At 60.6% G+C, this 25883-nt stretch carries 28 protein-coding genes; 14 read left to right on the forward strand and 14 right to left on the reverse strand.

All coding sequences use genetic code 11. The features are described from left to right. Nucleotides 1–22: 22 nt before the first annotated feature. Nucleotides 23–1078, reverse strand: coding sequence for an A/G-specific adenine glycosylase (gene mutY, locus ACR1XU_RS13540; RefSeq protein WP_480904399.1), 1056 nt, complete (start codon nucleotides 1076–1078; stop codon nucleotides 23–25). Nucleotides 1079–1159: 81 nt separating this feature from the next. On the opposite strand from mutY, the gene ACR1XU_RS13545 reads away from it, so the two are divergent. The 3 genes from ACR1XU_RS13545 to ACR1XU_RS13555 are packed head-to-tail and all read left to right on the forward strand — an operon-like array spanning nucleotide 1160 to nucleotide 3454. After that, entirely contained in the window at nucleotides 1160–1666 is a 507-nt protein-coding gene (locus tag ACR1XU_RS13545; protein WP_480904402.1) for a DUF721 domain-containing protein, read from the forward strand. Between the two features lie 13 nt (nucleotides 1667–1679). Beyond that, nucleotides 1680–2342 (forward strand): DsbA family protein, encoded by a 663-nt coding sequence (locus ACR1XU_RS13550; RefSeq protein ID WP_170614227.1) that lies wholly within the window; start codon nucleotides 1680–1682, stop codon nucleotides 2340–2342. Beyond that, nucleotides 2342–3454 carry a CaiB/BaiF CoA transferase family protein gene (locus tag ACR1XU_RS13555; protein WP_170614228.1) on the forward strand — a complete coding sequence of 371 codons (1113 nt, stop codon included), beginning with the start codon at nucleotides 2342–2344 and terminating at the stop codon, nucleotides 3452–3454. Before ACR1XU_RS13550 ends, ACR1XU_RS13555 begins: the two co-directional genes overlap by 1 nt. On the opposite strand, the gene lpxK is transcribed toward ACR1XU_RS13555, so the two are convergent. From lpxK to ACR1XU_RS13580, 5 genes are all read right to left on the reverse strand, one after another. Then, complete coding sequence (gene lpxK / locus ACR1XU_RS13560) at nucleotides 3455–4453, reverse strand: tetraacyldisaccharide 4'-kinase (protein WP_480904406.1); 999 nt, start codon at nucleotides 4451–4453, stop codon at nucleotides 3455–3457. It lies immediately after the preceding gene. Continuing rightward, nucleotides 4440–5675 (reverse strand): 3-deoxy-D-manno-octulosonic acid transferase, encoded by a 1236-nt coding sequence (locus tag ACR1XU_RS13565; RefSeq protein WP_480904409.1) that lies wholly within the window; start codon nucleotides 5673–5675, stop codon nucleotides 4440–4442. The genes lpxK and ACR1XU_RS13565 overlap by 14 nt, the downstream gene beginning before the upstream one ends. Next, nucleotides 5672–6472 carry a 3'(2'),5'-bisphosphate nucleotidase CysQ gene (locus ACR1XU_RS13570; RefSeq protein WP_480904412.1) on the reverse strand — a complete coding sequence of 267 codons (801 nt, stop codon included), beginning with the start codon at nucleotides 6470–6472 and terminating at the stop codon, nucleotides 5672–5674. The genes ACR1XU_RS13565 and ACR1XU_RS13570 overlap by 4 nt, the downstream gene beginning before the upstream one ends. Continuing rightward, complete coding sequence (locus ACR1XU_RS13575; protein ID WP_480904415.1) at nucleotides 6459–7805, reverse strand: TldD/PmbA family protein; 1347 nt, start codon at nucleotides 7803–7805, stop codon at nucleotides 6459–6461. Before ACR1XU_RS13575 ends, ACR1XU_RS13570 begins: the two co-directional genes overlap by 14 nt. 250 nt (nucleotides 7806–8055) lie before the next feature. Then, nucleotides 8056–9573, reverse strand: a complete 1518-nt coding sequence (locus ACR1XU_RS13580) for a DUF2125 domain-containing protein (protein ID WP_480904418.1) — start codon at nucleotides 9571–9573, stop codon at nucleotides 8056–8058. A gap of 134 nt (nucleotides 9574–9707) precedes the next feature. Here ACR1XU_RS13580 and ACR1XU_RS13585 point away from each other — a divergent pair, with 134 nt between their 5' ends. Genes ACR1XU_RS13585 through ACR1XU_RS13595 form a run of 3 tightly spaced genes read left to right on the forward strand, consistent with a single transcriptional unit; the run spans nucleotide 9708 to nucleotide 11796 of the window. Next, on the forward strand, nucleotides 9708–10457 hold the full coding sequence (locus tag ACR1XU_RS13585; protein ID WP_480904827.1) for an SDR family oxidoreductase: 750 nt from the start codon (nucleotides 9708–9710) through the stop codon (nucleotides 10455–10457). After that, on the forward strand, nucleotides 10454–11062 hold the full coding sequence (locus ACR1XU_RS13590) for an enoyl-CoA hydratase/isomerase family protein (protein WP_480904421.1): 609 nt from the start codon (nucleotides 10454–10456) through the stop codon (nucleotides 11060–11062). Before ACR1XU_RS13585 ends, ACR1XU_RS13590 begins: the two co-directional genes overlap by 4 nt. Next, a complete protein-coding gene (locus ACR1XU_RS13595) occupies nucleotides 11059–11796 on the forward strand; it encodes a VOC family protein (RefSeq protein ID WP_480904424.1) in 738 nt (245 codons plus the stop codon). The genes ACR1XU_RS13590 and ACR1XU_RS13595 overlap by 4 nt, the downstream gene beginning before the upstream one ends. Here ACR1XU_RS13595 and ACR1XU_RS13600 read toward each other — a convergent pair whose 3' ends face one another. Further along, the gene (locus ACR1XU_RS13600; protein ID WP_480904427.1) at nucleotides 11797–12093 is read right to left on the reverse strand and encodes an HNH endonuclease; all 297 of its coding nucleotides are present in this window, start codon (nucleotides 12091–12093) and stop codon (nucleotides 11797–11799) included. Nucleotides 12094–12140: 47 nt separating this feature from the next. Between ACR1XU_RS13600 and ACR1XU_RS13605 the strand changes: the two genes are divergently transcribed. After that, entirely contained in the window at nucleotides 12141–13325 is a 1185-nt protein-coding gene (locus ACR1XU_RS13605) for a TIGR03862 family flavoprotein (RefSeq protein WP_480904829.1), read from the forward strand. 1 nt (nucleotide 13326) lies between these two features. Here the strand turns inward: ACR1XU_RS13605 and holA are convergent, their stop codons facing one another. From holA to ACR1XU_RS13625, 4 genes are all read right to left on the reverse strand, one after another. After that, nucleotides 13327–14355, reverse strand: coding sequence for a DNA polymerase III subunit delta (gene holA, locus ACR1XU_RS13610; protein ID WP_480904430.1), 1029 nt, complete (start codon nucleotides 14353–14355; stop codon nucleotides 13327–13329). After that, on the reverse strand, nucleotides 14352–14855 hold the full coding sequence (gene lptE, locus ACR1XU_RS13615) for an LPS assembly lipoprotein LptE (protein ID WP_170679423.1): 504 nt from the start codon (nucleotides 14853–14855) through the stop codon (nucleotides 14352–14354). Before lptE ends, holA begins: the two co-directional genes overlap by 4 nt. Next, nucleotides 14842–17475, reverse strand: a complete 2634-nt coding sequence (gene leuS, locus ACR1XU_RS13620; RefSeq protein WP_480904433.1) for a leucine--tRNA ligase — start codon at nucleotides 17473–17475, stop codon at nucleotides 14842–14844. The genes lptE and leuS overlap by 14 nt, the downstream gene beginning before the upstream one ends. Nucleotides 17476–17547: 72 nt before the next feature. Then, complete coding sequence (locus ACR1XU_RS13625) at nucleotides 17548–18036, reverse strand: DUF3576 domain-containing protein (RefSeq protein ID WP_170614449.1); 489 nt, start codon at nucleotides 18034–18036, stop codon at nucleotides 17548–17550. Between the two features lie 282 nt (nucleotides 18037–18318). On the opposite strand from ACR1XU_RS13625, the gene ACR1XU_RS13630 reads away from it, so the two are divergent. Further along, nucleotides 18319–19383, forward strand: coding sequence for a porin (locus ACR1XU_RS13630; RefSeq protein ID WP_480904436.1), 1065 nt, complete (start codon nucleotides 18319–18321; stop codon nucleotides 19381–19383). 104 nt (nucleotides 19384–19487) lie between these two features. Beyond that, nucleotides 19488–20147, forward strand: coding sequence for a YggS family pyridoxal phosphate-dependent enzyme (locus ACR1XU_RS13635; protein ID WP_480888856.1), 660 nt, complete (start codon nucleotides 19488–19490; stop codon nucleotides 20145–20147). Here ACR1XU_RS13635 and ACR1XU_RS13640 read toward each other — a convergent pair. After that, nucleotides 20131–20631, reverse strand: a complete 501-nt coding sequence (locus ACR1XU_RS13640) for a L,D-transpeptidase family protein (RefSeq protein ID WP_480888855.1) — start codon at nucleotides 20629–20631, stop codon at nucleotides 20131–20133. The genes ACR1XU_RS13635 and ACR1XU_RS13640 overlap by 17 nt on opposite strands. Continuing rightward, nucleotides 20628–21722, reverse strand: coding sequence for a GTP cyclohydrolase II (gene ribA / locus ACR1XU_RS13645; protein WP_480904440.1), 1095 nt, complete (start codon nucleotides 21720–21722; stop codon nucleotides 20628–20630). Before ribA ends, ACR1XU_RS13640 begins: the two co-directional genes overlap by 4 nt. 162 nt (nucleotides 21723–21884) lie before the next feature. On the opposite strand from ribA, the gene ACR1XU_RS13650 reads away from it, so the two are divergent. Beyond that, on the forward strand, nucleotides 21885–22571 hold the full coding sequence (locus tag ACR1XU_RS13650) for a response regulator transcription factor (protein ID WP_050605036.1): 687 nt from the start codon (nucleotides 21885–21887) through the stop codon (nucleotides 22569–22571). A 202-nt stretch (nucleotides 22572–22773) separates the two neighbouring features. Here ACR1XU_RS13650 and ACR1XU_RS13655 read toward each other — a convergent pair whose 3' ends face one another. Next, entirely contained in the window at nucleotides 22774–23016 is a 243-nt protein-coding gene (locus ACR1XU_RS13655; protein WP_480904443.1) for a hypothetical protein, read from the reverse strand. Nucleotides 23017–23226: 210 nt separating this feature from the next. Between ACR1XU_RS13655 and ACR1XU_RS13660 the strand changes: the two genes are divergently transcribed. The 4 genes from ACR1XU_RS13660 to ACR1XU_RS13675 all read left to right on the forward strand — a co-directional run bounded on the left by ACR1XU_RS13660 (nucleotide 23227) and on the right by ACR1XU_RS13675 (nucleotide 25860). Further along, entirely contained in the window at nucleotides 23227–24015 is a 789-nt protein-coding gene (locus ACR1XU_RS13660) for an exodeoxyribonuclease III (protein WP_480904446.1), read from the forward strand. A 76-nt stretch (nucleotides 24016–24091) separates the two neighbouring features. Beyond that, the gene (trxA, locus tag ACR1XU_RS13665) at nucleotides 24092–25009 is read left to right on the forward strand and encodes a thioredoxin (RefSeq protein WP_170614248.1); all 918 of its coding nucleotides are present in this window, start codon (nucleotides 24092–24094) and stop codon (nucleotides 25007–25009) included. A gap of 27 nt (nucleotides 25010–25036) precedes the next feature. Continuing rightward, entirely contained in the window at nucleotides 25037–25678 is a 642-nt protein-coding gene (locus ACR1XU_RS13670; protein ID WP_480904449.1) for an LON peptidase substrate-binding domain-containing protein, read from the forward strand. Further along, nucleotides 25675–25860, forward strand: a complete 186-nt coding sequence (locus ACR1XU_RS13675) for a Trm112 family protein (RefSeq protein ID WP_170679437.1) — start codon at nucleotides 25675–25677, stop codon at nucleotides 25858–25860. Before ACR1XU_RS13670 ends, ACR1XU_RS13675 begins: the two co-directional genes overlap by 4 nt. Nucleotides 25861–25883 lie beyond the last annotated feature (23 nt).

The raw sequence follows: 25883 nt of genomic DNA on the forward strand, positions 1-25883 counted from the left end.
CATTGAGCTGTGATTCAACGGCTCAATGGTCGCGCCACAGATCGTAAGCCTTGCGCATGACGGTCGGCAGGTCACCGGGTCGGAACGCGTGTTTTTCAATGATGGTCAAGCCCGCCGGGGCCGAGTTTTCAGGCAGGGGCGCCGCCCAGATGCGCAGCACCAGATGGAAATGGGTGAACGTGTGGCGCACTTCCGCTGGCAGGACCTGCCAGTTTCCCGCAAAAGGTGGCGATTCGATCGGCGTGTCGGACCAGTCCGAACCTGGCCAGCCCAGCATCCCCCCCAGCAATCCCTTGTCCGGTCGGCGTTCCAGCAGTATCGCACCATCCCCGCGCTGGGCAATATAGACATGCCCGTATCGTGTGGGTTTCGGCATTTTGGCCGTCTTCCGGGGCAATTCCGCCTGCGTGCCCGCTAGGCGGGACTGGCAGGGCGCGCGCAGGGGGCAGATGCCACAGGCCGGAGATTTCGGGGTGCAGATCGTCGCGCCAAGATCCATGACCGCCTGAGCATAATCGCCGGGCCGTTCCAGCGGGGTCAGGCCGGCCGCCTTGTCCTTCAACTGTGGTTTCGAACCAGGCAGGGGATCGTGAATGTCGTAAAGCCGGGACATGACCCGTTCGACGTTGCCGTCGAGAACCGTTTCAGGGCGGTCGAAGGCGATGGAGGAAATGGCGGCAGCGGTATAGGGACCGATACCCGGCAGTTTCAACAAGCCGTCATATGTGTCGGGGAACTGGCCCGCATGCACATCAGTCACGATGCGCGCGCATTTCAGCAGGTTGCGGGCGCGGGCGTAGTAACCCAGACCGGCCCATTCCCCCATGACCTGATCGTCAGGTGCCGCTGCCAAGGCGTCAACGGACGGCCAGCGCGCGGTGAAGCGCAGGAAATAGTCCCGCACGGCGGCAACGGTGGTCTGTTGCAACATCACCTCGGACAGCCAGACATGGTAGGGGTCGGGGCGGACCCCGGCAGCCCGGTCCGCGGGGCCGACACGCCACGGCATTTTGCGTGCGTGACGGTCGTACCAGTCCAGCAACGTCGTGCTGACGTTAAATTCAGTGATGTCACGCAAGTTTTATGCCTCTCCCTGTCGGGTTTCGCTGGCGCCCGTTGTTCTGCCCATTACAATAGCCGCGCAGGAGTTGGAAACCAGATGCGACCGAGACGTTCGACCACCCGCGGGTTCAAACGGACCGCAACATTGCTGAACAATCAGATCCGTCAGGCCGGTGAAAGCCGGGGGTTTGCCGTATCGCGTCTGCTGACCCACTGGGCCGAGATCGTGGGGCAGGACATTGCGGCCATCGCGCGGCCCGTCAAGGTTGGGTACGGCAAAGGTGGGATAGGGGCGACGCTGACCCTGCTGACCACCGGCCCGCAGGCGCCGATGCTGGAAATGCAGAAAGAACAGCTGCGCGGCAAGGTGAATGCGGTTTATGGCTATAACGCGATCAGTCGCGTGCACATCACGCAGACCGCTCCGACAGGATTTGCCGAGGGGCAGGCCAGTTTCGACCACAAGCCGAAGACGGCGAAACCCGAAATCAAACCCGAAATCGCTGCCGAGGCAGACAAAGTGTCGCGTGACGTAAACGATGGTGATTTGCGCGCGGCCCTTGAACGCCTGGGCCGCAACGTTTTATCCAGACAAAAACGCTGAGAAAGGGCTGAGAATGAGCCGTATTGCAACCGTAATCTGCGCGGCGGTCGCCGTTGCCGCTGGCGGCTATTGGCTGTCGCTGTCAAATTCCACCCCCGCCAACCCGCTGATCAGCAGCGCCGAGGCGCAGGAAGCCGACCTGGACACCTCGACCATTAAAGAAATGGTGCAGGGGGCCGCAGATGCTCCGGTCGAGATCATCGAATATGCATCCTACACCTGTCCGCATTGCGCGAATTTTCACACCGGGCCGTACAAGCAGCTCAAAAAGGAATTCATCGACACAGGCAAGGTGAAGTTCATCTACCGCGAGGTTTATTTTGATCGCTACGGTCTGTGGGCGTCGCTGGTGTCCCGTTGCGGCGGACCGGAAAAGTTCTTTGGCATCACGGATCTGATCTATGAAGGCCAGTCCGAGTGGTCCCGCGCGGGTGGTCCCGCCGAAATCGTTGACGAGCTGCGCAAGATCGGTCGTCTGGCCGGTATCGGCAACGATGAGCTTGAGGCCTGCCTGCAGGACGGAACGCGCGCACAGACGCTGGTGGCCTGGTATCAGGAAAACGCCGAGCGCGACGGCATCACCGCGACACCGTCATTTGTCGTTAACGGCAAAAAGGTCTCGAACCAGTCTTACGAAGAGTTCAAACAACTGATCGAAGACGAGTTGGGCAACTGATGGCGGCCCCGCTGGCCGGTCTGAAGGTTGTCGAACTGGCACGAGTTCTGGCTGGCCCCTGGGCCGGTCAGACCTTTGCGGACCTTGGGGCCGAGGTCATCAAGGTCGAATCTCCGGACGGGGATGATACCCGCGCCTGGGGACCACCCTTTGTAACGCGGGATGACGATGTATCGGCGGCGTATTTTCACGCGACCAATCGGGGCAAGGCGTCTGTCACGGCGGATTTCAGAACCCCCGAGGGTCAGGAAAAGGTGCGCGCGCTGATAGCGGATGCAGACGTCCTGATCGAAAACTTCAAAGTCGGCGGCCTGAAGAAATACGGGCTGGACTATGACAGCGTGAAACAGATCAATCCGCGTCTGGTCTATTGCTCGATCACCGGGTTCGGTCAAACCGGTCCCTACGCCAAGCGGGCCGGGTATGATTTCATCATTCAGGGCATGTCCGGACTGATGTCCATTACCGGTGAGGCGGACGGGCAGCCGCAAAAGGCGGGCGTTGCGACAACGGACGTGTTCACAGGGGTATATGCAGTCGCGGGCGTACTGGCCGCTCTGTATCAGCGCCAGACAACAGGCCGTGGGCAACATGTGGACATGGCGCTGCTGGATGTCGCCGTGGCTGTCACCGCCAATCAGGCGCTGAACTACCTGACAACCGGTGTTGCGCCTTTGCGGATGGGCAACGCGCACCCCAACCTGGTTCCGTACCAGGTGTTCGACTGTGCCGACGGCCATATTGTCATCGCCACCGGCAATGACCGTCAGTACCAAAGCCTGTGCCAAATCCTGGGGCTGGCAGAACTGGCCACCGCGCCGGATTTTCTGCACAACAAGGACAGGCTGGCCAACCGCCGGGTGCTGATCGCCCGTCTGAATGGCGAAACGGCGCAGCGCAACAAGGCTGAACTGCTGGCAGCCTGCGAAGCCGGGGGCGTTCCCGCCGGTCCAATCAATACGATGGACGAGGTGATGGCGGACCCACAAGTCATTGCGCGTGGAATGCAGATTGAACTGGACGGTGTGCCCGGTGTGCGCACGCCATTTGTGTTTTCCGATGCCGAGCTTGCCCTGACCCGCCCTTCGCCGAAGCTGGGCGAGGATAACTAATCAGGGCGACGGGGCCGCTTTAAGCACCATGTCCCGGACCAGATCGAATTGGTCCACCTGGAGACGGACAGGCAGGGTGATAACCTTGCTACGAAATGCGGGCGGCAGGCGCACGGCGTCTTTTTCGGTTGTGACCATCTGTGCGCCCAGCAGGCGGGCTTCGTTTTCCAGACGGGTCATCAGGGCGGGTGTCAGAGGCTGGTGATCATCCAGTGCCTCGGCCCGAAGCAGGCGCGTGCCCTGCTGGCGCAGGGTCCGAAAAAACTTCTCCGGATGCCCGATTCCGGCGAATGCCAGAACCGGGGCGTTGTCCCACTCCATGCCTGTTTGCAGCGGTTCAACCGCGCCGGTGGCATGCGGCACGTTCAGACGTTTGCCCCACTGCGCGGAAAATGTGCTCTGTGCGTCGGAATCGCCAAGTGACAGAACCAGGTCCGCGCGCTGCAGACCGGCGTCGACGGGTTCGCGCAGGGGGCCGGCCGGCAGGCACAAACCGTTTCCGAATCCGCGTGCAGCATCCACCACGATGACCGAGAAATCCTTGGCAACGGACGGATTCTGAAAACCATCATCCAGAATGATCGCGGTGGCGCCTGCATCGGCCGCCGCTTGTGCACCAGCTGCCCGGTCCTTGGCCACCCAAACTTCGGCAAAGGCCGCCAGCAACAAAGGCTCGTCTCCGACCTGTGCGGCGGTGTGTTTGCCCGGATCAACACGCACGGGCCCATCCAGCGAGCCGCCATGGCCGCGCGAAACCACATGCGGTTCGTGCCAGGCGTCGCGCAATTGTTCGATCATCCAGATCACGGTGGGCGTCTTGCCAGTGCCGCCCGCATTCAGGTTGCCGATACAGATGACCGGAACGCCCGGCCTGATCCCCGGTTCCGAGGCGACACGCCGAGCGGTCGCCGCCGCATAGAGCCGCCCCAGCGGCGCCAGCAACCGGGCACGCAATGCGGGACGGCCGGGCGGGGAATTCCAGAACTCAGGCGCCCGCATGCTGTGTCCTCCGGAGGTCCAGCAGGTCCTGAACCATGTCGATCAGCCGATCTGCCTGTGGGGCGCCCTCGGTCACGATCTGCCATCCGGCCAGGGCCATATCGGCCGCGCGGTCCGGCGCCAGCAAATCCTCGACCGCGTCGCCAAGTTCGGTTGCGGTTCTGACTGTGCGGGCGGCATCCGCCATGTCCAGGCGGTCATAGAGCTCCTGATGGCGGTGGACGAACGGTCCATGGATAACCGCCGATCCAAGTGCCACCGCTTCAAGCGGATCATGACCGCCCATGCCACTCTCCAGCGAACTGCCTGCGAATGTCACGGCGGAAACCCGTTGCCACAGGCCCAGATCCTCGCGTTCGGCGGACAGGATCACCTGTGTTGTATCTTCGATCGGTTGGCCTTCGTCCCAGTTGACACAGCGCAGGTCCATGGCCGCAAGGCGCCGGTGCAGGGGGGGCGCTTCGGACGCGTCCGCCACATGCAAAACCAGCGCGAGCCTGGGCAGCATCCGCAACGCCTGCCGGTGCGCGCTGAGCACCGAGATGAACTCCTTGTCCTGCACGCATGAGGCAAGCCAGACAGGCCGACCGGCCAGCACGTGATTGGTCTCGATCAACTCGTCTTCGGGCCATGGGCGCGGGTTGGGGCTGATATGCAGCGGCGGAGATTCCGTGACCTTGGCCGAATGTATGCCCAGCCGCCGGATCTGACGGGCGGCTTCAGGCGTGGCCGTGAGAATCGTGTGAAAACAGTCGAAAGTGTATCGGGCAAGGTCGGGCAGCCATCTGGCCCCCCGCGGAATCACGACATCGACCTGAGCTTCGATCAGGATCAGCGGAATGCCGTTTTCTTCCGCTTGGGTGATCAGGTTGGGAACAAGCCCGCCGCCAACCCAAACACCAATGTCCGGTCGCCAGTGTTCCAGAAATCCGCGAACCGCGCCGGTTTGCTCGGCCGGAAGGGAAACAACCGGAAAGGTGCTATCCGCCCAAAGCGCCAGATCGGCGCCGTAAGGGGCGGTAATCAGCACCGACAGGTCAGGACGCGACCGCGTCAGCCTGTGGCAAAACTCATCCACAACGCGCAAGCGCAGGTGGCTGTTGACGTGAACCCAAAGCAATTCGCCGTCCGGGCGCGCCTGCTGCTGTTGCCCTCCGGTTTTGGGCACGCCCCAGGACAGTACCCGATAGGCCGCAAGGCTGAAGGACCTGGGCTTGCTCATACCGGCAGCCCATGCCCGTCCGGGTCAAGCTGTTCGCACAGCAACCTGTAGGTTTCGGCACCCGCCGCGATCACACCGTTCAGGCGCGGTTGGGGGTTGTTGAAGCGCAACGGCTGTCCTTGCCGGTTCGAGCAGATGCCACCGGCTTCGCGGATGATCAGATCACCGGCTGCAATATCCCATTCCCAACTGGGCCTTAAGGTCAGCATCCCGTCAAACCGCCCCTGCGCCACTGCGGCCATGCGATAGGCCAGGGATGGGCGGTAGTTGCGTTTGAAATCGGGCACCTGCCCGTGCTTCCAGTGAACGGGCTTCAGGTTAGGTTTGGCAGCCAGAATTTCGGCGTCATGCAGGCGGTTTGTCTGCGTGGTATGAATCCGCTCACCGTTCAGTGTTGCGCCCTGTTCAGCCGCTGCCGCATACAGGAGGTTTCGCATCGGCAGATAGATCACCGCCGCCGTCACCTTGCCCTGATCCGCGACCGCCAGGGAATGTGCCCAGGTTCGCGACCCTTCGGCAAAGCTGCGGGTTCCGTCGATCGGATCGATGATGAATGTCCTGCGGCGTGACAGCCGGTCGGGTGAATCTTCGGTCTCTTCGCTCAGCCAGCCATAACCGGGGCGTGCCGAAGGCAACATCTGTTCGAGCATCGCGTTGACGGCCAGATCCGCCTCGGTCACCGGGCCGGTGCCATCGGGTTTGTCCCAGCGCTGCGCATCTGCCCCCGAGTATCGGGTGGCGATCTTGCCAGCCTCCCGGGCGGCCTCGATCAGCAGGGGCAGGTCAGTTGCCGGCAAGTGTCATTCCCTCAATCAGCAGCGATGGGACAACCCGCGACAGATAGGGGCGCGCGTCATTTGCCGGGACGATCCGTTTCAGCATGTCGCGCAGATTGCCCGCAATCGTGCATTCGTTGACCGGGTGGGTAATCTGCCCGTTCTCGACCCAGAACCCGGATGCGCCACGGGAATAGTCGCCGGTGTTGGGGTTGATGGTCGACCCGATCATCGACGTCACAAGCAGCCCGTTGCCCATGTCGCGCAACAGGTCCTCGCGGCTTTGGTCGCCCTGCGTCAGGCTCAGGTTCCAGTTGCTGGGCGAGGGCGGTCCGGACACGCCGCGTGCGGCGTTGCCGGTGGACAGCATTTCAAGTTTGCGGGCACTGGACAGATCGAGGGTCCAGCCGGTCAGAACGCCGTTTTTGACAATCGCCCGGCGGCTGGTCGGCAGTCCTTCGGCGTCAAACGGGCGGGAACCCGAGATGCGCGGGCGGTGCGGGTCTTCGATCAGCGACAGATGATCGGGCAGGACCTGCTGGCCCAAACAATAGGTCAACCATGACGCCCCGCGTGCGATGGCAGACCCGTTGGCGGCCGCCAGAAGATGGCCGATCAGCGAGGATGAGATGCGTTCGTCAAACAACACCGGGAAACTTCCGGTTGCCGGTTTGCGGGCTCCAACCTGCTGGACGGCGCGTTCCCCCGCAGTGCGCCCGATCTCTTCGGGGCTGCGAAGATCGCTTTGGAAGGTGCGGCTGTCGCCGTCGTAGTCACGCTCCATCCCGGTGCCTTCGCCCGATATTGCAACACAGGATGTCGACCGGCTGCTGCGCAGATACCCCCCGGAAAATCCGTTCGTGGCTGCAAGATGCACCCTGTGTGTGCCATACGCAGCAGCGGCGTCTGACACTTGTGAGACGCCGGTCACGGCCAGTGCAGCAGCTTCGGCCGCCAGTGCGTCCTGCAGCAGGTCTTCGGCCGCGGGCTCGGGGGTTGGGTCGAACATTTCAAGCGAAGGCATGTCCCGTTCGGTGGCCAGCTGGCCGGGATCGGCCAAACCGGTGAACGGGTCTTCGGGGGCTTCACGCGCCATCGCCACGGCGCGTTCGGCCATCGCGCTCAGCGTATCAGGGCGGCTGTCAGAGCTTGAGACAATCGCCTGACGTTTGCCAAGAAACACGCGCAGACCCAGATCGGTTCCTTCCGAGCGTTCGGCATGTTCCAGAGTACCCTCACGCACTTCGACCGACACCGAGGAGCCGTCAATCACGATCGCATCTGCGGATTCTGCCCCGGCCTTGCGCGCAGCATCAAGCAGGTGATGGCTGATCTCTTCGGGTGTTCGGGTCATGATGCCTCCGCTCTGATTATTACTGGACCTAGCCTTGGACTGCGCGCCCCGCAAGTCCTGCGGCCGGATTGAGCGTGACGAAGCACCGGATCAGTCTGAGTTTGGGGTATTGGTGGGATGTGTGTCCGGTTCGGTAGGGTGGGACGGCACTGTTGTGTTCGCTTTACCCGAGCTGCCGCGGGTCACGGTATTTGCTGAAGTGCGAGGCTGGCACCACAGGCCGTTCAGACCCGTGGTGCCAGTGGCTGGCTTATTTGATGCGCTGGCCGTTCGCCAGAATCTGACCGTCTTCGGTGAACTTGATGGTCGAGTTCAGCGTGTCCGGCGCGTCACCCGGTACGGCCATCAGCCCCATCATCATCCGGGCACCCAGGGCGTCGTTGTCCGAAATCACTCCCATGCCGATCAGCTTGTCGATCAGGGCGTTCGCCCCGACAAGCTGCAGATTCGCTTCGCCGGCGGGAACCGGCATGCCGCCAGGTTGCTGGGTGTTGGTATTGTCGAACGTGAAGTCACCGTCACCGGTCAGGCGGGCACCCACCAGTGAAACCAGAAGCTCGGTGATTTTCAGCGAGTGCAACTCGCCCGGTGCTTCGCCGGTCAGATCTTCTGCCACTTCGGGATCGAAGATATTCATCAGCACCTTCGCCGTTCCGGTGGTATTCAGCGCGATGGTCGCCGGGTCGCGGGGCAGCGCGCCTGCAGGGTCGAAGATTCCCCACAAAACATCGGACATGGTGAAATCGGTCAGGATCAACCCAAAGGCAAAGGGCTGGATCTCTTCCGATTGCTGAACCGGCAGTTCGAATTTCAGCCCGGCATTGGTCATCGCGATTTCGATCGGGAACGGCAAATCGGCGGTGGTGACGGCCAGCCTGGTGCTGTTTTGGTTGATGTCGTAGGCAATCCGCTGTGCGTCAAGGCTGGCGCCGAACTGGCCGCCTTCGGACTGGCTGCTCATGGAAAAGGCTTCGCCCTTGCTCGTGCCGGCGATATTGGTCTGGCCGGATGCATAGGTGAACCTGCCGGAAAAGGCGAAACCGGCCTCGTACAGCGCCGCCGGGTCCGACATGTTAAAGTCGGCCGGTATCACGCTGTCGCTGTCCATGACAAGCTGGTCCAGCTTTCCGTCGATTTTGCCGGTTTCACCGCTTTCGGGATCATCAAAGGCAAGCCCGTACGTCAGGGCGGTCACTGCAAAGGATTGTTTGATGTCGCGCCCGTCGCGGATTCGCATCTGCGAACTACCGGTCAGGCCTGTCATCGTCATGCTGGCGTCCAGAATTTCCCGGGGCACGGGCTGGCCGTCAACCTGAATGTTGTCCAGCGAGACCGCCATGGAATTGGCCGTGTAGGTATAGGTCATGTCGTCCGGGGTGCCGGAAACCACCATGTCCAACCCATCCAGGGCGTAGACAACATCGGCAGAGAATTCCTCGCCCTCGGCATTGCCGGTGACGCTCATGGGAAAGGAGTCGGGAAAGCCGATGCTGACGGTGCCATCGCCGTTGTCGCCCAGCGTCATTTCCGGGACCTTGATCACGAACTGCCCTTCTTCTTCGGGCAAGGCCATTGCAAGCGTCATGTCCGAGATGGTGGTCACGGCACCGGACACCGACTGATCGCCGCTTACGGTATAACCCATTTGCGTGAAGTAAGCCTGCCAGTCGGCCCAGACGTCGCTGGCTGTTACGTCGGCCAGCGCCCCCTGGCTGACAACGGCATAAGCCAGAACAGCGCCGCAACTGCGGCGAAGGAAATGCGACATAGGATTACCCTTCTCGATGAATTTTTGCGCATATCGTCGTGCCTGCGGCGGCGGGCGTCAAGGGGGCAGGGCTGGACCAATTCCCCTTGCGCGCGTTACAGAGTCCCCAGACATGATTTCAATGGGGGCAGAGTATTCCGATGCAAGGGAAAACTGTACTGATAACCGGTGCCAGCCGGGGTATCGGCGCCGAGGCAGGGCGCGTATTTGCTGCAGCCGGCGCCAATGTTGCATTGGTGGCGCGCAGCCGCGACCAGATCGAGGCTTTGGCCTCGGCGCTGGGTGACAACGCCATCGCGCTTAGCTGCGATGTCAGCGACTTTGCGCAGGTGGAACAGGTCGTGGCCGATTGCGTGGACCGGTTTGGCGGCCTGGATGTTCTGATCGGCAATGCCGGTGTCATCGAGCCGATCTTTCATCTGTCCAATGCCGATCCCGTGGCCTGGAGCCAGGCGATCGATATCAACCTCAAGGGTGTGTTCTACGGGATGCGCGCGGCGCTGCCCGTCATGCGTGCGGCGGGCGGTGGTACGGTTCTGACAATATCCTCGGGCGCGGCTTCCAACCCGGTCGAAGCCTGGAGCCATTACTGCGCGTCCAAGGCCGGAGCCAAGATGATGACCGAGTGCCTGCATCTGGAAGAGGCCCATCACGGTATTCGCGCGATGGGGCTGTCGCCGGGAACGGTCGCGACGGACATGCAGCGGGTGATCAAGGCCAGTGGTATCAACGCCGTCAGTCAGCTGGACTGGAGCGACCATATTCCGGCCGACTGGCCTGCGCGGGCCCTGTTGTGGATGTGCACGCCGGATGCGGATGAGTTTCTTGGGACGGAAATCTCGCTCAGGCAGGAAGACATTCGCAAAAGGGTCGGGCTGACGTGATTGAACTGGATAAGGCCGACGGCTTGTGGACCGTCACCATCAACAACCCCGGCAAGGCCAATGCGCTGACCGGGGACATGCTGGCACGTCTGGCCGAGATCGCCGAAAGTGCAACACAGGCCCGCGCATTGATCCTGACCGGTGCCGGCAAGGTGTTCAGCGCGGGCGCGGATCTGGACGAGGCCCGGGCGGGCCTGGCAACTTCGGACGTGTGGGAACGCCTTTCGGGCGCCATTGCCGCATTGCCCTGCCTGACCATCGCCGCGCTGAACGGAACTCTGGCCGGGGGCGCGAACGGTATGGCCCTGGCTTGCGATATCCGCATCGCAGTGCCGACGGCGAAGGTCTTTTATCCGGTCATGAAGCTGGGCTTTCTGCCACAGCCATCCGATGCCAAACGCATGACGGCGTTGATCGGACCTGCGCGGACAAGGCTGATCCTGATGTGTGGTCAGAAAATTTCCGCGCAAGAGGCTTATGCTTTTGGTCTGGTCGACAGGATCGTCGAGCCGGATCATCTGATGACCACTGCCCGTGATCTGGCAGCCGACAGCCTTGCGGCCAATCCCGAAATCGCCGCCGGGATCGCAAGGATGTGCCGATGAGGTTGTCCGCCCTGCGCCTGCGTGTTGACGACCCGGATGCTCTTGCGGGGTTTTACCGCGATGCGTTTGGAATGGCCGTGCGGTGGGAAGGTCCGAACCGGCGGGTCGGTTATGCAGGTCAGGATGCGGATCTGTTGCTTATGCCCGGAGGAGGTGGCTATCGGCACGACCGGGGTCAGCGATACTGGAAGATCGGGATCACTGTGCCCGACGTTGATCTGGCCGCCGCCCATCTGCGCCGAATGGGCGTCGATGTCAGTGTGGCAAGGCAGTTCCTGGATATCGGATATATGGCACATCTGAGCGATCCGGACGGCTTTGTCATCGAATTGCTGCAGCATGATTTTGACGGCAACCGCCCGGACGGGGCCGCCGATCCAGAGGACCCCTTTGCGCGGGCCCGTATCGGACAGGTAACGCTGCGAACGGGTGATATTGCGTCCGAAGACCAGTTCTGCAGGGCGCAGGGCATGCGGTTGTTGTCGATGCAGGATGTCGCGCTTTATGGATTTGATCTGCACTTTTACGCTTTTACGAAAGACGTGCCGCCAAGTGGTGATCTTTGGGCCGTCCAGAACCGCGAATGGCTTTGGAAACGCCCCTATACCACGTTGGAGTTTCAGCATGCCCCGGATGCGCAATTCTCGCCGGTTCCGGATTACCGGGGGCTGGAAATAGAAGGGCTGAGTGCTGCGGTCAGCGATGCCGCCGGGGATCGATGGTTGCCCGCATAGTCAGCGCCCGCGCCGCTTGCCCGGAACCCTGGAACGGAAGTCGGGCGGTCGCTTCCGCACCCAGATCAGAAACTTCTCAAGCCGGGGATGGGCTCGCAGGGCTTCGACCGTACTGTAACTGCGCGCGAGTTCGGCTTCGGTCAGAGTGGCGTGAACTTCTTTGTGGCAGATCTGGTGCAGCAAAACGGTGGGTCCGCCCTTGCCACCTTTGAGTTTTGGGATCAGATGGTGCACGCTGCCGCTCCCTTCCGGGATCGGGCGGTCGCAAAGCGGGCAGATGGGATCGGTTGTCAACATGGTATGGCAGAGTCGCGCCGTCCGAAGCACATGACAAGAGGGCAATGATGGCGCAGGCTGTGGTGATCGGAGCAGGTCCGGCGGGTCTGATGGCGGCAGAGCAACTGGCCCGTGCCGGCCATAACGTGCTGGTGCTTGAGGCCAAACCATCCATTGCGCGCAAATTCCTGATGGCAGGCAAGTCCGGATTGAACCTGACCAAGGATGAGCCCTTTGATACACTGATCCGGTCCTACGGCAGCGCGGCTGACTGGCTGCGCCCGATGATCGCGGAGTTCGATGCGCACGCCGCGCAGGAATGGGCGCGCGATCTTGGGCAAGAAGTGTTTACCGGCTCGACTGGCCGCGTGTTTCCGAAGGCGATGAAAGCATCGCCTTTGTTGCGGTCCTGGCTAAGGCGACTAGATACGTCCGGGGTGCAAACCAGAACGCGCTGGCGCTGGCTGGGTTGGGAAGGACAGAAACTGCTGTTTGAGACACCCGATGGTCGTCAAAGCCTGTCCAGTGACGCCACGGTGCTGGCACTGGGCGGGGCCAGTTGGGCGCGACTGGGATCGGACGGTGCCTGGGTGACGCATCTTGCGGAGAAAGGCGTGCCTCTGGCCCCGTTCGCCCCATCGAACTCGGCCCTTTCTGTTTCCTGGAGCCCGCATATGCAGGCCCATTTCGGCGCGCCGCTCAAATCAGTTGAATGGCGCGCCGGTAAGCTGCGCTCTCGTGGGGAGGCGACCCTTTCGGCGACGGGGTTGGAAGGGGGCGGGTTGTATGCCTTGACCCCGGCGTTGCGCGACGGCGCGGAATTGCAGGTCGATCTCTTGCCCGATCTGGCAGAGGATGTGCTGCACCGCCGGTTTTCGGACAAAAAAACCAAGACGACGCTGTCTCAGTGGTTGAAAAAGAGTTTGCGATTGCCGCCGCAGAAAGTCGCATTGTTTCACGAAATGACGGCGGCGCAGTCACTTACGCCAAAACAGACGATCGAAATGCTCAAGGCTTTGCCCGTGCGTGGCGCGGAATTGCGCCCGATGGACGAGGCGATCTCGACCGCAGGTGGTGTTGTCCGCGCGGCTTTGGACGACGGGTTTATGCTCAGCGCCATGCCCGGCGTGTTCTGTGCGGGCGAGATGCTGGACTGGGAGGCTCCGACCGGCGGGTATCTGTTGACTGCATGTCTGGCGACTGGGCGATGGGCAGGCAGATCGGCGGCGGAATGGCTGGAACGGGCAGGGTGAACTAGCGCGACCGTGCCAGCATTGCCAGACGGATCATTGCCCGTTCGACCAGTGCCAGCGCGGGTGCGGTCTGACCGGCTGATCGCAGGGAAAGGTCCGTATCGGTCAGCACCGTCAGCGCGGTTTGCAGTTTTTGCGCACCCCAACCCTGTGCCTGCCGCAAAATCCGGTCGCGGCGCTTGCCGTAAACAGGCGGACGCAGCTTGCCGATACCCTGCGCTGCACCGCCCGGATCTGAAGCGCAGGCATAAAGCGTGCGAAAATGCCGGGTTGCCCCGATGCACAAGGTGACTGCGTTTGTGCCCTGCGCCTGCAAACGGCGAAGCAATGGCCCGATTTCGGCCGTTCGTCCTTCGGCAACCACATTCAGGACATCGTCCAACGCCGCTTCGGTCGAGCGCGGCGCGCAAGATTCGACATCTTCGATGGTCAGCTCAGAAGGGTCGCCTCGCTTGTATAATGAAATCTTTTCAACGGTCTGGGTGAAATCCCCAGGGCTGAGCGCAACCGCCAGTTCGGCCAACGCCGACATGGTGTCGCGGGGAATGTTCTGAAGACCTGCTTCGGACAGAATCCGTTCGACCTCGGCCCGGGAAGGCGGATCGTCGTAGATACCCACGGCATAAGCCGCCGGATGGGTTTCGAACGCCTTGCGGATTTTCGAACTTGGTTTGAGCTGTCCGGCGGTCACAACGATCTGCGCGTCGCCAAGCGCCCAGTCTTCCAGCGCTGACAGAATCGCAGGCGCTGCGGTCTCCGTCGCATCCTCGACAAACGCGGCCCGGGGGCCGGGAAAAAACCCAACCGCCTTGATCGCATCCAGCAACAACGCCGGATCGCCGCGCAATTCCGATCCCGGGATCCGGGTCAGCCGCATCTCTTCCTCGGCGGCGGGGCCCAGAAGGGCCGCCAGAACCTGCTGCCGTTTCAGCGCAACACGCATCGCATCCGCGCCATAGATCAGCAGCCCGGCCTTGTCCGCGTCGGGCCTGGTAAAATACCCCTCGGCCTCGCGCGGGCTGAGCTTCATGTGGCCGGACCTGTGGTGGCGTACAGGCGATTGACGATCTGATCCGAAAGCATCACCATCAGACGTTCCTTTGCCGCGCGTTCCCCGGCCAGGGTCGAGACGGTTGAACCGGCAGCCGAATAGGCCACGAAATTGGTCTCTGAACCTGATGCAACCACCTGACCTGTGGCTTTCGACACAAGCGTAAAGTTGGCCCGGCCATTGATGGTCAGGCGGTTGATTTCGTTGGTCGTTGTGATGGCCGCAGCCAGAGTCGTGGTCGCGACCTGAACATTCAGGTCGTAATCCTCAACCTGTTCCGCGCTGCGCCCCAGACGCTGTTCTAGGTTCTGAACCAACAGATAGCTGTCGACGTCATTCGGGGCAGACACGACAACCTTCCCGTACAGCGCTTCGCCTGTACCGCCGGGGGCATAAACCGGCTGGAAGCCGCAAGCGGCAACAATCAGAGAAGCTGCAAGCGGCAGCATCCGCCACGATTTGCGATCAAACAACGACATTCACGATCCGGCCCGGCACTACGATCACTTTCTTCGGCGCTGCACCGTTCAGCGCCTTTTGCACAGCTTCGGTGCTGAGCGCGACTTTTTCAACCTCGTCCTTCGCCAAATCCTTGGACACGCTGATTTCCGCGCGGCGCTTGCCGTTGATCTGAATCGGCAACGTGACCGTGTCGTCGATCAGCATCGTCTCATCTGCGACGGGCCATGGGGCGACCGCCACCAGACCTTCTCCGCCCAGAAGCTGCCACAGCTCTTCGGACAGGTGCGGTGTCATCGGTGACATCAGTTGCGCCAGCGTCTTGGCTGCTTCGCGTTTCGCGGCGGTGCCCGCCTTGGATTTCGCCAGAGTGTTGGTGAACGCATAAAGCTTGGCGATGGACGCGTTGAAGCCAAAGGATTCGACACCACCCGACACATCGTGGATCGCTTTGTGCATCTCGCGCAGCAGGGTTTCGTCTTCGGCATTGGCCGGAACGTCCGCCTCGGCGATCTCGGAGGCGATGCGATGTACGCGGCTGAGGTGCTTGAACGCGGCCTCGGCGCCGGATGCAGTCCATTCGACGTCACGCTCGGGCGGCGAATCGGACAGCACGAACCAGCGGGCCGTGTCAGCGCCAAAGGCCGAGATTATATAGAGCGGGTCCACTACATTGTTCTTGGACTTTGACATTTTTGCAGAGGGCACAACGTCAATTGGCGTAAAGTCATTGGCACCTAAGAATGCGTCAGTCAACGCCATCGGGTCATGTTGAAGTGGCCCTACCTCTTCTCGAAGGAACGCTTGGGGTTTTCCGTTGACTTGAAACTCAACAACGTCGCTCGGGTAGAAGTAAACGTCCCTGAGCATGTTGTTCTTGTCTAATTTCTTTGACTTGTAGATCGCGTGCGTGACCATGCCTTGGGTGAACAGCGCATCAAACGGCTCGATGGCTTTTTTCGGCAGGTGGCCGGTGATCTGCATCGCCCGTGCGAAGAATCGGGAATAGAGCAGGTGGAGAATCGCATGCTCGATACCACCAATATACTGGTCGACATTCATCCAGTATTCGGCTTCCGCCATATCAGTCGGCGTTTCTGCACGCGGGGCGGTGAAACGGGCGAAATACCACGACGAATCGACAAAGGTGTCCATCGTGTCGGTCTCGCGCTTTGCCGGGGCTCCGCATTTCGGGCAGGCGCAGTCACGCCAGGTCGGGTGACGATCCAGCGGGTTGCCGGGTTTGTCGAACGTGACATCGTCGGGCAGGCGGACCGGCAGGTTTTCCTTTTTCTCGGGCACCACGCCGCAGCTGTCACAATGAACAACGGGAATCGGGCAGCCCCAATAGCGCTGGCGGCTCAAACCCCAGTCGCGCAGGCGGTATTTGGTGACGCCTTCGCCCCAACCGGCCTTTTCGGCAAAATCGACGGTGGCGTCGATCGCCTCGTCACCCGTCGCCTCGGTCAGGCCCGCGAAGTGATTCACCCAGCGAACTTTTTCGGTCTTGGGCGGGACAAAAGCGATCTTGTCGACCGGCGTGTTGTTATCCAGTGCAAAGAAGGTGTCCACCACGGGCAGGCCATATTTGCGGCAGAAATCGAGGTCGCGCTGGTCATGCGCCGGGCAGGCAAAGATCGCGCCGGTGCCGTAATCCATCAGAATGAAGTTGGCGATCCATACCGGCAGTTCCCAATTCGGGTCCAGCGGGTGTTTTACGCGGATACCGGTATCATAGCCCAGTTTCTCAGCGGTCTCGATCGCCTCTTCCGTGGTACCACCCTTGCGGCATTCGGAAACAAATTCAGCAACTTCGGAACTTTCTGCCTCAAGCTGCTTGGCAATCGGGTGATCCGGCGAGATACCAACAAAGGACGCGCCCAGCAGCGTGTCGGGCCGGGTCGTATAGACGGTGATCGGCTCGCCGCCATCTGTGCGTTCAAAGCCGAATTGCAGGCCGCGCGACTTGCCAATCCAGTTTTCCTGCATCAGGCGCACCTTGGCGGGCCAGTTCTCCAGCGTGTCCAGCGCGTCGAGCAGTTCCTCGGAATAGTCCGAAATTTTGAAGAACCACTGGGTCAGTTCGCGACGTTCCACCAGCGCTCCGGAACGCCAACCGCGTCCGTTTTCCACCTGTTCGTTGGCCAGCACGGTCATGTCGACCGGATCCCAGTTCACCACGGCGTTTTTGCGGTAAACCAGCCCGGCTTCGAGCATGTCCAGAAACAAGGCCTGCTGCTGGCCGTAATATTCGGGGTCACAGGTAGCGAACTCGCGAGACCAGTCGATCGACAGGCCCAAAGGCTTCATCTGCCCGCGCATGTCGGCGATGTTTCCGTAGGTCCAGTCCTTCGGGTGGCCACCAATCGCCATCGCGGCGTTTTCCGCCGGCATGCCGAACGCATCCCAGCCCATCGGGTGCAGCACGTTGTGGCCGGTCGCCAGCTTGTGCCGCGCGATCACGTCGCCCATCGTGTAGTTGCGCACATGCCCCATATGGATTCGGCCGGACGGGTAGGGGAACATCTCAAGCACGTAATATTTCGGCTTGTCCGCCTTGTGGTCGGCGGTGAAGATCCCGGCCCTGTCCCAGGCCTCCTGCCATTTTGCTTCGATTTCGTTGGCCGAGTAGCGCGACATGGTGCGGTCCTTCGTGAATGAAAACGCCGGGCATGAACCCGGCGTGGTAATATTGCGATTTGCGGCGGGTGGCTAGAACTTGTTGTCCGCAATGCGTAGCTGGCGTGCGCGGGACAGGATCGCATCCTCGACCGCGCGGGTGGTTGCGGCACTGACCGGAGCACCGCCACTGGTTTGCAGCGAGACAGTCAACGAGCGCGCCGCCAGCGCCGGGTCACTGATATGGACCGTCGCCCGGTACGAGCGCCCGCCACCCGGCGGCTTGCCATAGCCGGTCACGATCACACCGGTAAACGGGTCAACTTCCTGTACTGGAAGGAAATTCAGCACATCCAGCGAAGCGCGCCACAGATAGCGGTTCACATTTGTGACCTGCTCGGAGTTGTTCGGTCCGAAGACATCCCAGATCGTTGTACGGCCCGGATCGCTGAGTTCGCGTTCATCTGTCGAAGAGCCATCGACAGTCAACGAGCGTGCATCCCCCGGCAATGGCTGGCTGCGCCCGCAGGCGGCGACAGCGGCGGTCAGTATTATCAAACCCAGAATCGTTTTCAGGCGCATCGTCGACAGGTCCTGCTTCATTGGTTTTGCATTGTTGGTTGATACTCCTAGACAAGGCGCAGTGCAGCAACAAGCCTATTCTTTTCTTATATTGGCGCAGAATGCGGGTTCCGGGGGTGGAAATCGACTGTGGCATCCTTGCACCAATCCGGGGCCAATGCAGGCGACGCAATTAAGGTAAGCTTGCGCGAAGGGGGCAAAAAGAGCGAAACGGTGTCCGTGCTGAGACATGTGCTGAGGCATATGTCGAGTAGAAAAACTTTTGAAACCGAGGGAAACAAGATGAAAAAAGTTCTCTTCGCATCGACCGCTCTGATTGCAACCGCAAGCGTTGCAGCGGCTGATGTTCGCTTCAGCGGTTACGGCCGTTTTGGTATCGGCTACCAGGAAGACCGTAGCTTCTCGACCTCCGCCGTTGTCCGCTCCGTGACAACCGGTGGTGCTGTCACCACCACAACCCTGACTGCATCGGTTCAGGGCTCGGACACCATCCTGGTATCGCGCTTCCGTCTGAACATCGACGCAAACGTTGAAACCGACGGTGGTGTAGAGTTCTCGGGTCGTGTTCGTCTGCAGGCTGACGAAAACGCGGCAACCGGCGAAGCCAACTCGGCTGGCCTGAACGGCGCACGTTTCTCGGTCATCTACGGTGGTCTGCGTGTTGACGCCGGCAACGTATCGGGTTCGTTCGACAACTTGGCAAACTACTACGGTAACGAGCCTGGCCTGGAATCGTTCATCGGTCAGTACTCGGGCGTTGACTACAGCTTCCTGTCGTACTCCTCGACCGGTTCGGGCGCAAACGCTGTGTTCTTCCAGTACGCAGTTGGTGATTTCGCCTTCGGCGCGTCGTACGACCAGGTTGACACTGTGACCACCACAATCGGTACCGTCGCAGGTGGCCCGGCTCTGACAACCGTTTCCGGTTCCGGCGACCGTTGGGACGTCAGCGCGACCTACAGCTTCGGCAACATCACTGCCGCTGTTGCTTACGGTCAGACCGACGTTTCGGGCGGTGGCAGCAAGCCTAGCCTGGCTGTTCTGACCCTGGGTGGCGAATGGGGCGACTTCTCGGGCACCCTGTTTGTTGCTGACGATAAAACCCGCGTAAGCGGCACCGACGGCACCGCATACGGTCTGTCGCTGGCTTGGAACGTTGGCGCAGCAACCACCATCACCGCAGCATACGGTGACGGTTCGGCAAGCAACGACACCCGTCAGTATGGTATCGGCGCTATCTACGACCTGGGCGGCGGTGCATCGCTGCGCGGTGGTGTAGGCAGCTCGAAGCCGGGCGGCGGAAGCAGCACCATCCGTGCTGACTTCGGTGCTCAGTTCAACTTCTAAGTTGATCTGAAACCGCAAGGTTTGAGGGCAGGTCGAAAGACCTGCCCTTTTCTTTTGTGCCGACTTGGTGTTTGTCTGCGCAGGTAGGCAGATTGAGGAACCCCATGTCGCTGCAGGAAATCACCGACCGTATCGCCGAGGCGGAAATTGCCAATGGACGGCCCGCTGGCGCGGTAAAGCTGATCGCCGTTTCCAAGGTTCAGCCCGATGAACGGGTTCAGGCGGTGCTGGATCAGGGCCATCGGTGTTTCGGTGAAAACCGGGTGCAGGAAGCAGCAGGAAAATGGCCCGCCTTCAAAGAGCGGTACGACGGCATTGACCTGCATCTGATCGGCCCGCTGCAAACCAACAAAGCACGTCAGGCGATGGAACTGTGCAACGCGATCCACTCGGTTGACCGCCCCAAACTTGCCAAGACACTGGCGCGTCTGGCGCAGGAACTGGGCCACTGCCCTGACCTTTTCATTCAGGTGAATACCGGGGAAGAGGAGCAGAAGGCCGGAATCATGCCTTCAGATGCGGATGCGTTTGTTGCCGAGTGCCGTGACCTCGACCTGCCAATTCAGGGATTGATGTGCATTCCTCCGATAGAGGAGGAGCCTTCGCTGCACTTCGCGCTGCTGGCAAAGATCGCAGCACGAAACGGCTTGTCCGGACTTTCCATGGGCATGAGCGGGGATTTCGAGAAAGCCATCGCGCTGGGTGCAACGCATGTTCGCGTCGGTTCGGCAATTTTTGGCGAGCGGGTCAGGCCGCAGGGATAATCAATCGCGTGCCTTGGGCGACACGCCTGGCAATCCATTTCAGATGGTCCCGGCGAAAGGCCACGCAGCCTTCGGTGGGAAACCCCTGTCGCCGCCATTGATGAATAAAGATGGCCGAGCCGCGCCCTGGAATCGCGTCGGGCCAGTTCCAGTCAACGACGAGCACAAGATCGTACAAAGGGTCTGATCTGCGCAGTTTTTCGTGGCTGTGGGCGTAGGGCGCCCGGACCAGATGGTTATAACCCGCATCCTGCATGTCGTCAGACCAAAGATCCCCCGGACCGATCGGACGCGCCCATGGCACGGGCCGACAGATGCGGTCCGGCCGGTACAGCATGGCCACAATCCGGTGCGTTCCAACCGGTGTTGCACCGTCGCCTTCGCGCTTGTCCGCGCTGATCCCGCCTTTGCCGATGGCGCAGGGGAAGACCCGGCCCAGAAACCGGACACCGCGTGGCGTCAGCACAAGATCATTTGGTGTCACAGCAGATGGCCTGACTTTGCCGCCTTGGTCGCCAGATATCCCCGATTATGCGCCGTTTCACCAACCTGCAGCGGTACCCGTTCGGTTACGGCGATTCCTGTTTTCTCCATCATCGCAATCTTTGCCGGGTTGTTGGTCAGCAGGCGGACTGCATTGAAACCAAGGGATTTCAGGATATCCGACCCCAGGCGAAAATCTCTCTCGTCATCTTCAAACCCGAGGCGGTGATTGGCCTCGACCGTGTCAAACCCTTGATCCTGCAGGAAATATGCGCGCATCTTGTTGGCCAGCCCGATGCCGCGACCCTCCTGATTGAGATACAGCAGGACGCCGGCACCTTCCGTGCCCATCTGGGCCAGGGCCCCGCGAAGCTGCGGGCCGCAGTCGCATTTCAGGCTGCCCATCAGATCGCCTGTAAAACACGCCGAGTGCAATCTGGCCAGAACCGGCTTGCTCCGATCCGGGCGTCCGATCTCGATGGCATAATGCTCTTCTCCACCATCTTCGGGGCGGAAAATGTGCAACCGGCCTGCCTCGGACACTTCCATTGGCAGGCGCGCTGCAACGACTTCGTGCAAGGCGCTGCGGTCGGCCAGATGAGGTGCCGCGCGCGTATGATCAATGCAGGTCAGTCCATGCGCTGCCGCAAAGGCGCGGCCGTCTTCGATTGCGGTGACAACAGCGGAAGGCAATAGGCGGGCGGATTTCGTCAGCGCAATCGCGATCCGGTGCAGATTGGCATGTCCCTGACGCTCGGACATCAGGGGGCCTTTCATCGGTGCGTTCAGATCGTCTGACGGATCGGCGACGGCCTGCACCCATCCAATATCCGCATCCGCCGGAAGGATCACGCGCGCCAGATCGCCGTCATAGGCCCGCGCCTTGAGCGTTTCCGCCCGCCGTCCGGTGATCGTGACAACCGGGTCGCTGCCAAGACCCCTGAGATCGGCAAGCCTTTGCGCGCTGAGTGTTTCCGACGCCAGGGCCAACACGCTAAGCCCGCCGTCATCTGTCAGGACCACAGGCAGGCCCATGCGCAGATCTGCCCGCGCCCGTGCCAGCAATTCCGAGATGTCTGGAATGAGACTCATCCGTGTTATCCTATAACGTTTCGTCCATCAGGTAGCCTGATCCGCGGAAAATGTGAAACATTTCCTATACGTCAGACACGAGGTCGTGAGACAGTTGCAGCAAATCTTGTTGATTGCATATTCCACACGCAAGTGATGCAAAAGGCATAGGAGGACGGGAACATGGCTCAGCTCAAGAAAATTCTGCTTGTGGATGATGACGAGGATCTGCGCGAAGCTCTGAGTGAGCAGCTTGTGATGACCGAGGATTTTGATGTCTTCGAAGCATCCGACGGGTCGTCAGCCATGGAGCGCGCCCGCGAGGCGATCTACGATCTGGTGATTCTTGATGTTGGCCTTCCTGACACCGACGGGCGCGAACTATGCCGCCTGATGCGTAAACAAGGTGTCAAAAGCCCGATTCTGATGCTGACTGGCCATGACAGCGACGCCGACACCATCCTGGGTCTGGACGCCGGCGCAAATGATTACGTCTCGAAACCGTTCAAATTCCCGGTTCTTTTGGCTCGCATCCGTGCCCAGCTGCGCCAGCATGAGCAATCTGAAGATGCGGTGTTCGTCCTGGGCCCCTACACTTTCAAACCGGCGATGAAGATGCTGATCACCGAAGAGGATCGCAAAATTCGCCTGACCGAGAAAGAAACCAATATTCTTAAGTTCCTGTACCGGTCCACCGACGGCGTTGTTGCCCGCGATGTCCTGCTGCACGAGGTCTGGGGCTACAATGCAGGTGTCACAACCCACACGCTGGAAACTCATATCTATCGCCTGCGCCAGAAGATCGAGCCCGACCCGTCCAATGCACGCCTTTTGGTCACAGAATCGGGTGGCTATAGACTCGTTTCGTAACTGGGTGTGGATTGAGGTGGATCAAAGTGATACTCTGTAAACATATTTAAGGTGATCGTATCCCGCGCATGTCCGGGTCATGACATGTACCTCCCTGTTGGACTGCCGGGCCTCCGGGCCCGGCTTTTTTTATTGCAACCGAAGGTTTACGTGTGAATTTCGGCGCTCCGGCCGTGTGGTTGCGCGCTGGCATTATGTTAAGTCAGTTGCCATTCCAGCGGTCTTCATACTCTCCGAGCAATCTGGACATCGCCAGCAGTGACGCGAAAAGCCGGGCGTAAACGTCCCGTGACAACATCGGTTTGTTGTTGTCCAGCAACTGCACTAGATCGCTCACACCTTCGGCAAAAGTGTCGCACACCTGGTGGTCCGCGATCGTGGGGTCCAGCGTCCAGATGCCGTTCTGATCGTAGTACGCTGCAGGCTGCGGTTCGTGTTCAATCATGGTGTGGCCTCATTCATCCGATGCACACCTGTGACCGCGACATACAGCGGGCAAGCCTGTTGGCAGGAAGTCACAAGGAATTGGCAAACTCGATAAAGCGATGAAGAAAACGAGCGCCTCACATCAAATTACATGCGGGTTCTTTTTCTCATGGCACCCTGACCACCGGGGCGTTAGGTTGCACCAACCGCGATACAGGAGACCTTCCACATGCCCTTCACAATTGCCACATGGAACATCAACTCGGTCCGGCTGCGCGAACCTATCGTGTTGAAATTGCTGCGGGAAGAGGCCCCCGACGTTCTGTGTCTGCAAGAGTGCAAGTCACCGGTCGAAAAAATCCCCACCGAAGGGTTTGCCGAGTTGGGCTATACCCATCTGATCGCGCGGGGTCAGAAAGGGTATAACGGCGTAGCCATCCTGTCGCGTCTTCCGCTGGAGGAGGTGGGCGACAAGGATTTCGCCGGGCTGGGTCATGCCCGCCATATCGCCGGGCGGCTGGAAAACGGCGTGGTGATTCATAACTTCTATGTCCCGGCAGGCGGCGATGTGCCGGACCGTGAGGTGAACGAGAAATTCGGACAGAAACTGGATTACCTGACGGATATGCGGGACTGGTTCCATTCGGAGAAACCCGAAAAATCCATCCTGGTCGGTGATCTGAACATCGCCCCGCGCGAAGATGATGTCTGGTCGCACAAACAACTGCTCAAGGTGGTGTCGCACACACCCATCGAGGTCGAGCAACTGGCCGAAACGCAGGATTCGGGCGGTTGGGTCGATGTCACACGCAAGGACATCCCCGAAGGCCAGCTTTTCAGTTGGTGGTCCTATCGGGCGCGGGATTGGGATGCCGCGGACAAGGGACGGCGGCTGGATCATGTCTGGGCGACGCCCGATATTTCGAACGCGGGCCATTCCAGCCGCGTTCTGCGCGAAGCGCGCGGTTGGGAGAAACCCAGCGACCATGCGCCTGTCTTTGCGACTTTCGACCTTTGAACCCGAAACTCTACTATTGGTTTCTGCCCTTTGTGGTTGCATATAGAGGCCAAGTTCGAACGAGAGAGTGTAAGCCATGGAACTTCTGAACGCCGCAGCCGGCGCTGATGTCACCGATCTGATCAAGGACGGAACCGAGGCCACGTTCATGGCCGATGTTGTTGAAGCGTCGCAGGAAACTCCGGTCATCGTCGATTTCTGGGCGCCGTGGTGCGGGCCGTGCAAGACGCTTGGACCCCAGTTGGAAGAGGCCGTGACCGCCGCCAAGGGCGCGGTGAAGATGGTCAAGATCAATGTGGACGAGGCCCAGATGATCGCCTCGCAGATGCGCGTTCAGTCGATCCCGACCGTCTATGCGTTTTTCCAGGGCCAGCCCGTTGACGGGTTTCAAGGCGCGGTGCCGGGTTCCGAGGTAAAGGCGTTTGTGGACCGCGTGATCGAAGCGGCCGGCGGCCAAAGCCCGGGCGGACAGTTGGATGATGCCGTTCAGGCCGCCGAAGAAATGCTGGCTGAAGGGGCCGCCGTCGATGCGGCGCAGACCTTTGCCGCCATTCTGGGCGAAGATCCGAACCATGCCGGCGCCTATGGTGGTTTGGTGCGTGCGCATATCGCGTCTGGCGATCTGGAACAGGCCGAAGCCATCCTGAACGGGGCACCGGTCGAAATCTCCGGCACAGCCGAGCTTGAGGCCGCGCATGCCCAGCTGGAACTGGCCAAACAGGCAGCCGATGCAGGCCCGGTGGCCGAGCTGAGCGCCGCCGTCGAAGCCGAACCCGGCAACCATCAGGCCCGGTTCGATCTGGCGCAGGCGCTGCATGCCAATGGTGATGTCGAGGACGCGGTGGCGCAATTGCTGGAACTGTTCCGCCGGGACCGCGAATGGAACGACGGAGCCGCCAAAACCCAGCTGTTCACGATTTTCGACGCGCTCAAGCCAAACGACCCTGTGGTTCTGAACGGGCGGCGCAAGCTCAGCTCGATGATATTTGCCTAATTCCGGATCAGGGCTACACTCGGATACATGATGCATCCCGCCGATCTTCCGGAAACGGTATCCGTTTTTCCATTGCCCGGGGCGCTGCTGTTGCCCCGTTCACGCCTGCCGCTGCACATTTTTGAGCCGCGTTATCTTCAGATGCTGGACGACGCGCTCAAGACTCAGGAACGGCTGATAGCCATGGTTCAGCCGAATCCGTGCCAAAGCGATGAAAGCAAGCTGCACCAGATCGGATGTGCCGGGCGGGTGACACAGTTTTCCGAAACGGAAGATGGCCGATATCTGATCACACTGACCGGGATTTCGCGGTTTCGGGTTAAATCCGAACTGGATGCATTTACGCCCTATCGACGGTGCTCGGTCTCGTGGGATGGGTTTGACCGCGATCTGGGCAAGGCGGAACAGGATGACGGGTTCAATCGCACAAGGTTTCTGAGCCTGCTGGAGCGATTTTTTTCCTCACGCCATCTGTCGACGGATTGGGACACTTTGAAGGACGCAGATGATGAGTTGCTGGTCAACTCTCTGTCGATGCTGCTGGATTTCGACCCCGAGGACAAACAGGCTCTGCTCGAGGCGCCCTGTCTGCGCACCCGGCGTGAAACGCTTGTGACGCTGATCGAATTCGCCCTGCGCGGCGGCTCTAACGAGGAAAAACTGCAATGAGCGAACCCGACACCACTTTTGATCGCCGCATGCTCGAGGCGCTGATCTGCCCGCAAACCCATACGACGCTGCATTATGATGCCGAAAAGCAGGAGCTTGTGTCGAAAGCCGCGAATCTCGCCTTTCCGATCCGCAACGGCATCCCGGTGATGCTCGTGGATGAAGCACGAGAACTCGACTGATCGTCTCAGGGTGCCCGGCGGCG

The organism is Ruegeria sp. D1(2025) (assembly GCF_056536425.1).